Genomic DNA, 12,745 nt, shown 5'->3' with positions numbered 1-12,745 from the left:
CCTCTCGATTTATGGAAGGATGCCTCCAGATCATGCCGGATATTCGAGATTTCCGGAAGGAATATGTTTGCGGTGTCTCCCGCCGACGGGAGCGACGAGGAGATATTCCGATGTCCCGCATCCCCACTCCTGCCACCATCGCCGACGCACCCGAGAAATCGCAGCCCGGGCTCGAAGCGGTGAAGAAGCAACTCGGCATGGTGCCGAACCTGTTCCGGCTCGTCGCCAACAGCCCGGCGGCGCTGGAGGGTTATCTCGGCCTCAATGGCGCGCTCGCCAAAGGTGCGCTGCCGGCCGCCACGCGCGAACGCATCGCGCTGGCCGTCGCCGAGATCAATGGCTGCAGCTATTGCCTCTCCGCCCACACCTATATCGCCAGCAACCTTGCCAAGCTGGACGATGCCGAGATCACCGCCAATCGCAGCGGCGCTTCCAACGACCCCAGGGCCGACGCGGCCGTGCGCTTCGCCACCGAGGTGGTCCGCGAGCGTGGCCATGTCAGCGAGGACGATCTGCGTGCCGTCAAGCTCGCCGGCTATGACGATGCGCAGGTGATCGAGATCGTGTTGCACGTCGCGCTCAACACCTTGACCAACTACATCAACGAGGTCGCCAAGACCGACATCGACTTCCCGGTCATCACCGTCCGTAGCGCCGCCTGAGCACTTGCCCAGAGATAAGGATCTCGCCATGAGCCGCCCGCCGCTTCCCCCCTTCAATGCCGAGACTGCCGCACAAAAGGCACGCGGCGCCGAGGACGCCTGGAACAGCCGTGACCCGGCACGCGTCGCGCTCGCCTATACGGTCGACAGCCGCTGGCGCAACCGCGCCGAATTCCTTCAGGGTCGCGAGGCGATCGAGGCGTTCCTTACCCGCAAATGGGCGCGCGAGCTCGACTATCGGCTCATCAAGGAAGTGTGGGCCTGGCAGGGCAACCGCATCGCGGTTCGCTTCGCCTATGAATGGCACGACGATAGCGGCCACTGGTTCCGCAGCTATGGCAACGAGAATTGGGAGTTCGACGAGGAAGGCCTGATGCGGGCGCGTCATGCCAGCATTAACGACCTGCCGATCCGGGAAGAGGACCGCAAGTTCTATTGGCCACTCGGCCGCCGGCCGGACGACCATCCCTCGCTGAGTGATCTGGGGCTTTAGATCACGATGAATTTGGATCGGGGCGATCCAAATTCATAAAACGTGGTCGATTCCAATAGGTTATTCCATGGACACCCACCTTTATTCCAGCGACGTCGCCTTCACCCCCACGGTGAAGGCGATCCAGGCCAGCAAGGGCTCGCGCAAGGGTTATGCCGGGATGGAGGAACGCGGCTCCTGGCAGACCCGCATCACGCCCGATCTCGCCGGCTTCATCGAGGCGCAGATCAGCGTCTTCCTCGGCACCGCCAATGCCGAGGGCCAGCCTTACATCCAGCACCGCGGCGGCCCCCCGGGGTTCCTGCGCGTGCTGGACGAGACCACGATCGGCCTCGCCGATTTCACCGGCAATCGGCAATACATCACCCAAGGCAACCTCACCGACAATCCGAAGGCTTTCCTGTTCCTGATCGACTACGCCAACCGCCAGCGGGTGAAGCTCTGGGGCGAGGCCAAGATGGTCGAGGACAAGGATCTCATCGCCCGGCTGATGCCGCCCGACTACAAGGCGCGACCGGAACAGGCGCTCATCTTCACTGTCACCGCCTGGGACATGAACTGCCCGCAGCATATCCCGCAGCGCTTCGATGCCGCCGACGTCGCGGCCGCACTGGCCAAACGCGACGAACGCATTGCCGCGCTGGAGGCGGAGCTCGCCGCCCTGCGCGGCTGAGCCTCGCATCGCTCGTCTGATTTGTACTGGTCGGTTAAAAACGCTTGCACGCGGCTGAGTGCTCGCGTAGCAATATTAACCGATCGGTACATATTGGAGATTGCGATGATTGATCTGATCGGCAAGGCCGCGCTCGTCACCGGCGGCACGCGCGGCATTGGAGCCGCTATCGTTCGGCATCTCGCCGGCCGCGGCGCCGATGTCGCCTTCACGTTTGCCAACGCGGCCGACAAGGCCGCGGCACTGGTCGGCGAGATCGAAGCTCTGGGCCGAAGGGCTGTCGCTATCAAGGCGGATAGCGGCGACCCGCAGGCGGTCCGCGACGCGGTCAGCCGGGCCGCCTCCGAGTTGGGGCGGCTGGATATCCTCGTGAACAATGCCGGCATCTTCCCGTCCGGTCCGTTCGAGCAGGTGACGCTCGACGAGATCGACCGCACGCTGGCAATCCATGTCCGCGGCGCCTTCGTGGCTGCGCAGACCGCGCTGGCGCACATGAGCGAGGGCGGCCGGATCATCTCGATCGGCTCCTGCTTCGCGCAGCGCGTGCCCTATGGCGGCGTCACTCTGTACGCGATGAGCAAGTCCGCACTGGTCGGACTGACCAAGGGCCTCGCGCGCGAGGTCGGCGCGCGTGGCATCACCGTCAATGTGGTCGATCCCGGCTCGACCGACACCGACATGAATCCGGCCGACGGCCCCGGCGTCGCGGCCGAGCTCGATCTCATGGCGCTCCGGCATTATGCGCGGCCGGACGACATCGCCGCCACGGTCGGCCATCTTGCAGGCCCCGGCGGCCGCTTCATCACCGGCGCCTCGATCGCGGTCGATGGCGGCTTCTCGGCATGAGTGGGGGAACAATCGCAGCACGAGCGTGCCCGAGAGTGCCATCTTCGATATGGTGTCAACCGGCAGGGATCAGCTCCCGGTGCGGATCGGCATGAGCGTGGCCGGCCTGAAAGTGGTTGAAGCATGAGCGCCAGCGACACGAAGGTGAATTCCGCCCGGGCCATGGGCCGTCCACGCGGCTTCAACCGGGACACCGCGCTGATGGCGGCGATGCGCGTGTTCTGGGCGCGCGGCTATGAGGCCACCTCGATCCAGGACCTGGTGGAGGCCATGGGCGTGAACAAGCCCAGCCTCTACGCGACCTATGGCTGCAAGGAGGAGTTGTTCCGCGAGGCGGTCGAACTCTATGACCGCACCGAGGGCACCCACGTTACCCACAGCCTTGAAGAGGCGCCGACGGCGCGCGCCGCCGTCGAAGGCATGCTGCGCGACAATGCGCAGGCCTACACCGCCGGCGACCGGCCGCGGGGCTGCATGATCGTGCTCGCCTCGCTGCTCGGCGCGCCGGAGAACCAGGCGGTCAGGAGCTTTCTCACGCAGAACCGTCTGGCCGGCGAACGCGCCTTGCAGCAACGCCTGGAGCGCGGCGTGAGCGAGGGCGACCTGCCCACCTCGGCCGACATCGGCCGGCTCGCCGCCTTCTACACCACCGTGCTCGAAGGCCTCTCCATCCAGGCTCGCGACGGCGCCTCGCCCGAAAAGCTCGCCGCCATCGTCGACGCCGCGATGCTGGCCTGGCCGGCGGGGCGGTAGGTCGGCCTGGCGCAATCGTGACGGTGCGGGTGGCCGGACACGACCCGACACTCCGTCACCAGACTCCACTCGGAGCAGCCTATTGTGCCGCCGCCGTTGCGACGACCGGTGTCTCGGCCGCGCCCTTGTCCGTCCATTCCGGCGGCGTGCCCACCGCGCCGCTGATCAGGCCGGCAACGCCAGGCGCACGCCCGAACGCATCGCACGCGGCATACTTCGGCGCGCCGCCGGACAGTGACTTGATCCGATCCATGGACGGCGGGCCGGACATCGACCCGTACGGGCTTTTTCCTTTCACCAGCATCTGGCTGAAATCGTCGCCGAAGGCGCTGGCCAGCTCATAAGCGTCGCCGGCTTTGGATACGCGCGCCGTGCCCATCATCATGTTCGCGCCCCGCCCCCACATCATGGCAGCCTCCTGTCGGCCGTCGCTGCCGCGCGCCTCCGCCTCCATGGACAAGGTGCCCAGCCCGATTGGAAGGCGCGGCACGGGAGCGGGAACGCCCGGCAGAAACACCGCCTTCGCTACCTTGGCCCCCAGGCTCGCCGCCACGGCGTTCTCGTCGGTCGCGTCCATGCGGGTGACCACGGCGTGTACGGTCAGGTCTGCCGGCTGCGACGCCGGCACCACCTCCAGCCGCTCACTGAGGCCGATGCACATGGACCGGTCGATAGCGTTGGCCACCAGCTTGCGCTGATCGTCGGTAATGCTTTCCAGGCGCGCGCCATCGGCAAACACCGTGGGCACCACGCGTACGGTCCTGGCGGCAAGCACGCGTCCTTGTCGATGCGAATTCTGGATTTGGCCAGCATGCCGTCGGCCTGCTCCAAGCCTTCATAGGAGGAGAGCGAGCCCGCCTGCTCCAGCGGCGCCGACGCGCATCCCGCGATCAGCAGCGGCATGCCGACGATGCCCAGAAGGCGGCCCAGCGGCCATTTTGCCACCATGGCCCATTCCGAACTTTCTACCCCGCCGCAGGGGCCGCCCAAGGCCGCCGGCAGGGCGACACGGTGGCGATCAAGCTTCATCCTGGTCATCCGTCACTTGGGGAAGTTTGAGTTGGATACGGTGTTCATGAAGGTCGGCCGGCCTGCGGGGGGCGAAGAGCAGGCCGGCCGACTCACCGCGGGCCCGCTCGCGGACCGCGCAGTTCTCAGGTCACGGTTACGAATGACGTCATGGCGCGTCGGAGTCTTGGGTCTCTCTGGCGGAAGGCACCGAGCCGATGTCGCATTGCTTCACCGTCGAAGCTGAATCGTCGTCTGGCGGAACGGCGTGGTGCTGAGGCCCATTCGTCATCGCTCTGGCGACACGGGCAACCCGCCGTCTCGGGTCTCACCAGACGATGTTGACGACGCTGTAAAGCGCTTGCTTTCCCTTGTTCAGGGCCGCGTCAGATGCATCCACGGTCCGCTCCAGGATTTCGCGACCGCCGCTCAATACCGAGTTGCTGAAACTCAGCGCACTGGACTCGCTGCTTGCCGAGATCGCCGATGCCAGGACTGGAGCCGGCTGTATTGTCTCCGAAGATCCCACGACCAACGGGTCTCGTGTCTCGCATCGTGTCGTGCAGAGGTCGAACCGCTCGACGCCGGCGGGCATTGCCGCGACGGCTGGTCTCTTCGCGGGCTTCGCACTGATGCGGGGCGCCGCGGGCTTGGACGGGGCGGCAAGCTTTGCGGTGCTTGTGGTTTGAGGCGCCGGGGGCCCTTGCATGACCGCCAGGAGGTTTTCCTCACCGGCATTCTTTTGCAGCCCCGCGCCCTGGATCGAGGCGCGGTCCCTGGAGATCGAGACGTGGTCGCCGGCCTCGACAGGTGAGTTCGCGTTACTTTCGGACCCACTATAGTCGATCGTGTAGATCAGGCAGGCAACCGCTCCGCTGACTGCCATCCGAAATCCGATTTTTCTAACCGCCCCAAGCTTCAAGTTGCGCAAGAGCATCTGCTGCAACAGGAGTTTCTGTCGTAAATCCATCACGCTCTCCGTCCTCTCGTCCGTCGCAATTGCCAAATTGCCCGGACATTGCGACGCATGTTTCGCTCAAGCGTGTCCGACTGGGGGCGCTGTATGTGGAAATGTTAAACCGGCGCCGTCACCGCCACATCGGCAGTCGGCCTTTATTGCAGGGCCGGCATGCCGTCAGCTTCATCCGCATCGATCGGCGGAAGCTTTATCTCGACGATCAGGCCATTCGGCGTCCGATCTCGCAAACTGAGCGTGCCCTTATGGCCCTTCTGGACGATGCCCTGCGCGATCGACAGGCCGAGACCAAACCCGCTATGGGCTTCACTGGTTCGGGCTTCATCAGCCTTGAAGAAGGGCTCCACCACGCGCGCCTTGAGCTTTTCCGTCAAACCGGGGCCGTTGTCGCTCACCCTTATCAGAACCCCGCAATCGGTCGCGCTTTGCAGTTCGATCTCGATTTCGGGCGCGTAGCGGGAAGCGTTTTCAACCAGATTGGAAACCGCTCTGGTGATGGCCTGAGGTCTGCAGACATGGGTAAGCCGGCGGGGGCCTTTGAAGCTTACATTGACGCCGGTGTCCGAAAAGTCCGTCGCGATCGTCTGCAGCAAGCTCGAAAGGTCCACTTTCCGAGCCGTCTCCTCGATGGAAGCATTGGTTAGAAATGCCATGCTCTCGTCGATCATGGAGCCCAATGTGGAAATATCGGCAAGCATGAGATTTCGAAGGTCCGGCTCGGTGGAGCGCTCCGCGCGCAGTCGTAGCCGCGTCAGAGGCGTTCTGAGGTCGTGGCCGACCGCACTGAGCATTCTCGTCCGATCTTCCACCATCTGCTGTATTCGATTGCGCATGACGTTGAGCGATTCCGCCAGGCTCCGTATTTCGGAGGCGCCTACCGCTTCGAATGGCTCGGCAGTATTGTCGTTCATGCTCGCTTGCTTTACAGCGGAAGTAAAACGAATTAATGGCCGGATTATAAAGTAGCTGCTGAAATAAGCGAGAAGCAGGCACGGAATCGCAATATTCAGAATCCTGCCCGCGACGGATCGAGCAAGCCGCAGGGAATGCGGAAAGACCGGCATGTTAAAGGCGAGCGCACGGTCCGTGTCGATCTTCAGAACCAGTATACCAGGTACCGTCTGGCCATTGAACGTGCGCTCGATTGCTGTGAGGGCATTGCAGTCGAGTAACGCCCTTACCTTCCCAACGACGTCACTCGACGCCTGTCCGCCATCATGCTGCGCGAGAAGTTGCTGGGGCGAAATCCTCTCTGCCGGAGCACCTATTTTCACCGCGGTCTCCAAGACGACATCTTCTTCCGCAGATGAACGTGCTCGTCTGAATTGATCCAGCACCATCTCTATTCGGCCAGCGATCAAACCGATTTCGACTCCCCGATCATATCGGCCATGGATAAACGGCTCAGTGAACGCCGCAATGATGGAAACAGTGGCGCCGAGTACAGTCGCCAAAGCAAATAATTGTGTCCGTATCGATGCGGCATAAAACCAACGCATCACGGCGTTCGCTCTACAGTGGGAGTAAACAAATAGCCGCCAAGACGAACGGTTTTGATAAAGGTTGGACTTCGGGGATCCGGTTCTATTTTTTGCCTGAGACGGCTAATGTGAACGTCGATGCTCCGCGCGTCCGGCCCCGCTGATCCAGCGTGCGTCATGGACAAAAGCTGTTCGCGCGTCATGACTTTCCCAGGATTAGAGCAAAGCACGTAGAGGAGATCGAACTCTGTTGTCGTCATGGAGACCTCAGCACCGCCTGAATCGAATAGCTGACGACTTTTCGGGTCGAGGCTCCAGCCAGCAAAGGTCAGGGGAGTGAACCTCTCCTCAGGCCGTTGGGTGTACGATGCCCTTCGCAACAGACTTTTGACGCGCGCCATCAGCTCGCGTGAGTTGAACGGCTTTGTTACATAATCGTCGGCACCAAGCTCGAGGCCTATAATACGGTCAACATCTTCTCGCAGGGCGGTGAGCATTAGTATTGGTATCGAGCGCGAATCGCGAAGCCGCCGACAAATACTGAATCCATCCTCACCAGGAAGCATGGCGTCCAGGACGACCAGATCAAACCGACGCCGGGCCAGGAGCCGGTCCATCTCCAGACCACTTGTCGCCGAACTCGCCGCAAAGCCGCTGCTCGTCACAAGGTCGACCAGCATGCCTGCTATAGCGGAATCGTCCTCGACGATCAGAATGTGGGCTTGGTCAGAGGCCACCATATCGTACGCCATAGTCGCCCGGTTTGCCGCCGCCAGCCATTGTCGCGCGCAAGAACTTCTTCGCAGCGGCATCTGATTGATGCTGCATGCGAAGCGCGCGGTACTTTGCATCCCCTAAGATGCTAACAACCGCGCAATATTATGTTCGACAATGTGTAGTTTTGTTGCGGGCGGGCGCATGCGCGAAGGCTGGCGAAGCCGGTGCCCCTCATGGACCGATCCCGGGGTCTCGGGCGGGCGTGGCTACGGAAGCCGGCCGATGTGAGAACCGGCGGAGCGATTGTGGATGCGCGGGCCAATCCGGCGAGTGCCAGGTTGCGGTCGACGCCGACGGGCGTGAACGCATGATGGTGCGGGTGGTCGGACTCGAACCGACACTCTGTCACCAGAAACGGATTTTGAGTCCGTCGCGTCTACCGGTTCCGCCACACCCGCACGGTGCCAACCCGCCGCAGGACGTCCTGGGGGATAGCGGGCGGCACCTATACGACACCTGCCGCCACATTTCCAGACCATCGCCGGAAAACCCGAATTCAAGCGACCTCAAGCTCTTAGCCCATGGATGCGGGTGCCTTGTTCCGGATTTCACGCATCCCTGTGCCCCTCAGCGCCCACGATGAGCCGGTTGTTCGAATCCGGACCGATGGGCCTGCCGCTGCACCCGTCGCGAGACGATGCTTCCGTGCTCGACGTCGGCGCCATGCATGCCGTTGCGTGAGCGTTGATACCGGTCGACCGTCGACGGTATGAATGCGCGGAGGAGACACCGCACATGAGTGACCAAGCCCCGACGCCCGCCGCGAATGAGGCTGCACCCATGGTCCGTCCCCCTTCGCGCGCGCCCGCCCTCATCGTCGTGATCACCGTCGCGGCCATCGTCGGATTGTCGCTGTGGTACCTGGTGCAGCCGCAGCCGCTGGTGATCCAGGGTGAAGCCGACGCCACGCGGATCGACATTGCCGCGCGGGTCGACGGCCGGGTGGGCGAGCGACCGGTGTCCCGCGGCCAGAACGTCATCGCCGGCGAAATGCTGGTGACCATCGACAATCCGCAACTGCTGACGAAACTGCATGAGGCCGAAGCGGCGAAGGCGGTGGCGGTGGCGGACCTGGCGCGCATCCTGGTGGGAACGCGCGCCGAGGTCATCGCCGAGCGCAAGGCGGCGGTGTCTGCCGCGGAAGCGAGCGTCAAGCTGGCCCAGCAAACCTATGACCGTACCAAGCAACTGACGGAACGCGATTTTGCCTCCGTGCAGAAACTCGATGAAAATACCGCCTCGCTCGACGTAGCCCAGCGCAGCCTCGAACAGGCAAAGCTTGCCTCCGAAGAGGCTGTGGCCGGCTATACCGCCGAGGAACGCGGGGTGGCGCAAGCCAATGTCGCCAAGGCGGATGCCGCGATCGCGACGCTCCGCGCGCAAGTCGCCGAGCTGACGGTCACGGCGCCCGTCGCCGCGCAGATCTACCAGATCGGCTCGGAACTCGGCGAATATGTCTCGCCCGGCGTGCCGCTGCTGTCGCTGGTCGATCTCGGCGATATCTGGCTGCGGTTCGACCTGCGCGAGGACCTCGTGAAGGGACTGAAGCTGGGCGATCGCTTCGAGGTGCGCATTCCAGCGCTCGGGGACAGGCCGGTCAATGTCGAGGTCCGGCATATCGCGACGCGCGGCGAATATGCCGGCTGGCGGGCGACCCGGGCGACGGGCGACTTTGACCTGCGCACCTTCGAGATACGCGCCTATCCGGTCGACAAGCTTGCGGAACTGCGCCCCGGCATGAGCGCCTATGCGGAGTGGAAGCGCTGATGCCGACATTCGCGCATCCCGGCACGCTTTGCGTCGCGGTCCGCGAATTGCGCTGGATGTGGCGCGACAAGGTGGCGATCTTTCTCGTCGTCGGCATTCCGCTGATCGCCTTTGCACTTTTGGCGGCGACCTTCAGCAATGCGGTGATACGCGACCTTCGGATCGATGTCGTCGATCAGGACCGTACCCAGACCTCGATGACCTTCGTGCAGGCGATCAATTCGGCGCCGGGCGTCACTATTGCGCAGCGCTCGACGGATCTGAACGGCGCGATGCATGCGATCCGCTCCGGTGAAGCAATCGCCGCGGTCTATATCCCCGAGCATCTGGAACGCGACATCCTGGCGGCGCGGCGCCCGCAGATCGTCATCTTCTTCAACAAGCAATTTTTTACGCCGGGCAATATCGCGTCGAGCGCGCTGCAGGCGGCGATCTCCGCCGCGACCGCCGCCTTGCCGCCGGGAGCACAGGCCGCCGGCGGGTTCACGCCGGGGTCGCTGGTCGTCGAACAGTATGTGCTGACCAATCCGGCGCTGAACTACGCCCAGTTCCTGCTGCGGGCGATCCTGCCGACCGTGCTGCACATCATCGTCGCCATCGCCGGCGGATATGCCGTCGGCTCGGAATTCGGCTCGCGCAGCACCGCGGAATGGATGGAAGCGGCCGGCGGCAGCCCGCTTGGGGCCCTGATCGGCAAGCTGGCACCCTATTTCGGCATTTTCGCCGTCATGATGTCAGTCGGGCTCATCATCATCCGTGGCGCTTACGACATCCCGTTCCGTGGCGATCCGGTGCTGGTCGGCGCGAGCGCCTCTCTGCTCATCATCGCCTATCTCTCGCTCGGCGCGCTGCTCCAGCTTCTGGTCCGCAATCTCGCCACCGGGCTGACCTTGACCGGCATCATCTGCTCCCCCGCCTTCGGCTTTGCCGGCGTCGGCTTTCCGGTGCTGGCGATGGGAACATTCGGCCGCGCCTGGGGCTCCCTGCTGCCACTGCGCTGGTACATCCAGATCCTGTTCGACCAGGCGGCGCGCGGCGTGCCGGCGAGGGATTCCATCGAACCCTTCACTATGCTGGCCGCGCTTGCGATCGTGTTCTTCACGCTGGCCTGGCTGCGGCTGCGCGCGGTGGCGCGTGCGCCGCGCCAGCCGCCCGCCGCCGAGCCGGCAAGTGAGCCGCGCGGGCGCAACGGGATCGTCGCATCGTTCGCCGCGGAATATGGCCGCGTGCTGCGCGATCGCGGGGCGTTCGGCCTCATCGTTCTCGGGCCGATCATCTACGGCCTGTTCTATCCCCAGCCTTATCTTGGACAGCTCATACGCGGCGTGCCGATCGCTGTCGTCGACGACGATGGAACCGACCTCAGCCGGACCATCATCGAAACCCTCAATGCGGATGAGGCGATCCGCGTTGCCGTGCGTCCAACCACACTTGTCGAAGCGCAGATCGCCCTCGCCCGGCGCGACGTGTTCGGCATCGTGAGCATCCCCGCCGGGACCGAGCGCGAAGTGCTCAAGGGCAACAAGGCGCGGCTGCCGGCTTTCGTCGATTCCGCCTATTTCCTGCTCTATAACCGCACGCTCCAGGGCATCCTCGAATCCGCCGGCACGGTCACCGCCGATCTGATCTCACGCGGCGCGCGGCCGGACGGCAGCCTCTACCGGGCAGCGTTGGCAAAGAGCTCGCCGGTCGAGATCCTCAGCCAGCCGCTGTTCAACCCGACAGGCGGCTATGGCAGCTACATCGTGCCCGCCGCCTTCATCCTGATCCTGCAGCAGACCCTGCTGATGGGATCGGCAACGCTCGGCGGCGTCGCCTTCGAGCAGGGTGGGCAGGGTGCGCGCCGCCGCCGCGGCGCCGCCAGCGCCGTGATCGGGCAAGGCCTGGCGCACCTGATGCTCGCGCTTCCCGGCTTCGCGCTCTATCTCATCGTGCTGCCGCGCTTTTACGGATTTTCGGCGGTAGGACGGGTTCTCGACCTGCTGGTGCTGGCGATCCCCTTCATCCTGTCGGTCAGCTTTTTCGGGCAGTTCGTCGGGACATGGTTCAAGCGGCGGGAAACCGCCGTGCTTCTGCTGATCGCGATCAGCCTGCCGCTGTTCTTCCTCGTCGGCGTCGCCTGGCCACCCGAGGCCATTCCCCGCCCCTTGCGAATCGTGAGCGTGATCTTCCCGAGCACATCCGGCATTGACGGGATTGTGCGCGTCAACCAGATGGGCGCCTCGATCGCAGACGTCGCGACGGACTGGGCAAGGCTTTGGATCCTCGCTTTCGTCTATGCCACGCTCGCCATCCTTGCTGCGCGGCTCACGACCCGGAGGGCTTCCGATGCGCGCTAGGCCAGGACTGGTGCTCGCCGTCGTCGCGGCCGCCGTCGTGCTCGGTTTCGGCGCTTTCCGCTATTTGCGGCCGACGGCGGCCACGGCTGCACCGCTGCCCGGCATGGTGCGGCAGACCGAAATCCACATCGCGCCGGAGATCGCGGGCCGCGTCGCCGCCCTTGCCGTTGCCTTCGGGCAGCATGTCCGCAAGGGCGACGTGCTTGCTCGCCTCGACATCCCGGAACTGACCGCCTCGCTCGGCGAGGCAAAGGCCGCGGCGGCGAGCGCGAAAGCCGATCGCGACCGGGTCTATTCCGGCGTTCGTGCGGAAGAGGTCGCTATCGCCGCCCAGAACGTGCAGACAGCGGAAGCGAACCTGCTACTGGCCCAGCAGCAGAACGTCCGCGTCGTGACGCTGGCGGCAAAGAACTACGCCAGCAAGCAGCAGCTCGACGAGAGCAACGCGTCGCTCGCCAAGGCGCAGGCCGATCTCGACATCAAGCGCGCGCGGTCGGCGGCGGCGGTTGCCGGCCCTATTCCCCAGGAGCTGGCGCTGGCGGACGCCAAGGTCGCGGCCGCTGAAGCGACGGTAGCCGACCTCCAGGCCAGGCTCGCGAAGACGACATTGACGGCGCCGGCCGATGGCACGATCGGCCTGTTGGTCGCCGAGGCCGGCGAGATCGTCGCTCCCGGCGAGCCGGTCATGACGCTGGAAGTCGACGGCGAGCGCTGGTTCACCTTCACCATCCGCGAGGATGGCCTGAAGGGGGTGGCGATCGGCGCGCCGGTCGCCTTGACCGCGGATGATGGCCGGAAAATCCCTGCGCGCGTCACCGAGATGCGCCCGCTCGGGGAGTTCGCGACCTGGCGCGCGGCCCGCGCCGTGGGCGACCACGACCTCAACAGTTTCCGGCTACGGCTCGATCCGACCAGCGGATCCGACGGGCTGGAGCCGGGCATGAGCGTCTGGTTCGAGGAGCAGCGATGA

General features: G+C 64.4%; 12 protein-coding genes and 1 tRNA gene. 8 read left to right on the top strand and 5 right to left on the bottom strand.

The window, feature by feature from the left end:
• The first annotated feature begins 110 nt into the window (after window positions 1-110).
• The 5 genes from G3545_RS21765 (at window position 111) to G3545_RS21745 (ending at window position 3,427) form a co-directional block, all read left to right on the top strand.
• A complete protein-coding gene (locus G3545_RS21765; RefSeq protein ID WP_170015594.1) occupies window positions 111-662 on the top strand; it encodes a peroxidase-related enzyme in 552 nt (183 codons plus the stop codon).
• Window positions 663-690: 28 nt separating this feature from the next.
• Window positions 691-1,155 (top strand): nuclear transport factor 2 family protein, encoded by a 465-nt coding sequence (locus G3545_RS21760; protein ID WP_170015592.1) that lies wholly within the window; start codon window positions 691-693, stop codon window positions 1,153-1,155.
• Between the two features lie 67 nt (window positions 1,156-1,222).
• A complete protein-coding gene (locus tag G3545_RS21755) occupies window positions 1,223-1,828 on the top strand; it encodes a pyridoxamine 5'-phosphate oxidase family protein (protein WP_170015590.1) in 606 nt (201 codons plus the stop codon).
• A 105-nt stretch (window positions 1,829-1,933) separates the two neighbouring features.
• Window positions 1,934-2,674 carry an SDR family oxidoreductase gene (locus G3545_RS21750; protein ID WP_206151318.1) on the top strand — a complete coding sequence of 247 codons (741 nt, stop codon included), beginning with the start codon at window positions 1,934-1,936 and terminating at the stop codon, window positions 2,672-2,674.
• 123 nt (window positions 2,675-2,797) lie between these two features.
• On the top strand, window positions 2,798-3,427 hold the full coding sequence (locus G3545_RS21745; protein ID WP_206151316.1) for a TetR/AcrR family transcriptional regulator: 630 nt from the start codon (window positions 2,798-2,800) through the stop codon (window positions 3,425-3,427).
• Window positions 3,428-3,506: 79 nt separating this feature from the next.
• On the opposite strand, the gene G3545_RS21740 is transcribed toward G3545_RS21745, so the two are convergent.
• The 5 genes from G3545_RS21740 to G3545_RS21720 all read right to left on the bottom strand — a co-directional run bounded on the left by G3545_RS21740 (window position 3,507) and on the right by G3545_RS21720 (window position 8,067).
• A complete protein-coding gene (locus G3545_RS21740; protein WP_170015588.1) occupies window positions 3,507-4,178 on the bottom strand; it encodes a DUF3313 family protein in 672 nt (223 codons plus the stop codon).
• 585 nt (window positions 4,179-4,763) lie between these two features.
• Entirely contained in the window at window positions 4,764-5,405 is a 642-nt protein-coding gene (locus G3545_RS21735) for a hypothetical protein (protein ID WP_170015586.1), read from the bottom strand.
• A 143-nt stretch (window positions 5,406-5,548) separates the two neighbouring features.
• Complete coding sequence (locus tag G3545_RS21730) at window positions 5,549-6,910, bottom strand: ATP-binding protein (RefSeq protein ID WP_170018218.1); 1,362 nt, start codon at window positions 6,908-6,910, stop codon at window positions 5,549-5,551.
• Window positions 6,910-7,632, bottom strand: coding sequence for a response regulator transcription factor (locus G3545_RS21725; RefSeq protein ID WP_170015584.1), 723 nt, complete (start codon window positions 7,630-7,632; stop codon window positions 6,910-6,912). Before G3545_RS21725 ends, G3545_RS21730 begins: the two co-directional genes overlap by 1 nt.
• Window positions 7,633-7,980: 348 nt before the next feature.
• Window positions 7,981-8,067 (bottom strand) — tRNA-Leu (locus G3545_RS21720).
• 337 nt (window positions 8,068-8,404) lie between these two features.
• Between G3545_RS21720 and G3545_RS21715 the strand changes: the two genes are divergently transcribed.
• The 3 genes from G3545_RS21715 to G3545_RS21705 are packed head-to-tail and all read left to right on the top strand — an operon-like array spanning window position 8,405 to window position 12,745.
• Window positions 8,405-9,436 carry an efflux RND transporter periplasmic adaptor subunit gene (locus tag G3545_RS21715; protein WP_170015582.1) on the top strand — a complete coding sequence of 344 codons (1,032 nt, stop codon included), beginning with the start codon at window positions 8,405-8,407 and terminating at the stop codon, window positions 9,434-9,436.
• Window positions 9,436-11,775 carry an ABC transporter permease gene (locus G3545_RS21710; protein ID WP_170015580.1) on the top strand — a complete coding sequence of 780 codons (2,340 nt, stop codon included), beginning with the start codon at window positions 9,436-9,438 and terminating at the stop codon, window positions 11,773-11,775. The genes G3545_RS21715 and G3545_RS21710 overlap by 1 nt, the downstream gene beginning before the upstream one ends.
• Complete coding sequence (locus tag G3545_RS21705; RefSeq protein ID WP_170015578.1) at window positions 11,765-12,745, top strand: efflux RND transporter periplasmic adaptor subunit; 981 nt, start codon at window positions 11,765-11,767, stop codon at window positions 12,743-12,745. Before G3545_RS21710 ends, G3545_RS21705 begins: the two co-directional genes overlap by 11 nt.

The sequence above is a fragment of the Starkeya sp. ORNL1 genome (genome assembly GCF_012971745.1).
Taxonomy (GTDB): Bacteria; Pseudomonadota; Alphaproteobacteria; order Rhizobiales; family Xanthobacteraceae; genus Ancylobacter.
This window is presented reverse-complemented; position numbering and strand designations above follow the sequence as displayed.

What these genes read in the sequence shown, in the direction of transcription:
- G3545_RS21735 (WP_170015586.1), bottom strand. Translation starts at nt 5,405, where the DNA reads ATGGATTTACGACAGAAACTCCTGTTGCAGCAGATGCTCTTGCGCAAC.
- G3545_RS21765 (WP_170015594.1), top strand. Translation starts at nt 111, where the DNA reads ATGTCCCGCATCCCCACTCCTGCCACCATCGCCGACGCACCCGAGAAA.
- G3545_RS21715 (WP_170015582.1), top strand. Translation starts at nt 8,405, where the DNA reads ATGAGTGACCAAGCCCCGACGCCCGCCGCGAATGAGGCTGCACCCATG.
- G3545_RS21730 (WP_170018218.1), bottom strand. Translation starts at nt 6,910, where the DNA reads ATGCGTTGGTTTTATGCCGCATCGATACGGACACAATTATTTGCTTTG.
- G3545_RS21760 (WP_170015592.1), top strand. Translation starts at nt 691, where the DNA reads ATGAGCCGCCCGCCGCTTCCCCCCTTCAATGCCGAGACTGCCGCACAA.
- G3545_RS21755 (WP_170015590.1), top strand. Translation starts at nt 1,223, where the DNA reads ATGGACACCCACCTTTATTCCAGCGACGTCGCCTTCACCCCCACGGTG.
- G3545_RS21710 (WP_170015580.1), top strand. Translation starts at nt 9,436, where the DNA reads ATGCCGACATTCGCGCATCCCGGCACGCTTTGCGTCGCGGTCCGCGAA.
- G3545_RS21705 (WP_170015578.1), top strand. Translation starts at nt 11,765, where the DNA reads ATGCGCGCTAGGCCAGGACTGGTGCTCGCCGTCGTCGCGGCCGCCGTC.
- G3545_RS21745 (WP_206151316.1), top strand. Translation starts at nt 2,798, where the DNA reads ATGAGCGCCAGCGACACGAAGGTGAATTCCGCCCGGGCCATGGGCCGT.
- G3545_RS21725 (WP_170015584.1), bottom strand. Translation starts at nt 7,632, where the DNA reads ATGGTGGCCTCTGACCAAGCCCACATTCTGATCGTCGAGGACGATTCC.
- G3545_RS21750 (WP_206151318.1), top strand. Translation starts at nt 1,934, where the DNA reads ATGATTGATCTGATCGGCAAGGCCGCGCTCGTCACCGGCGGCACGCGC.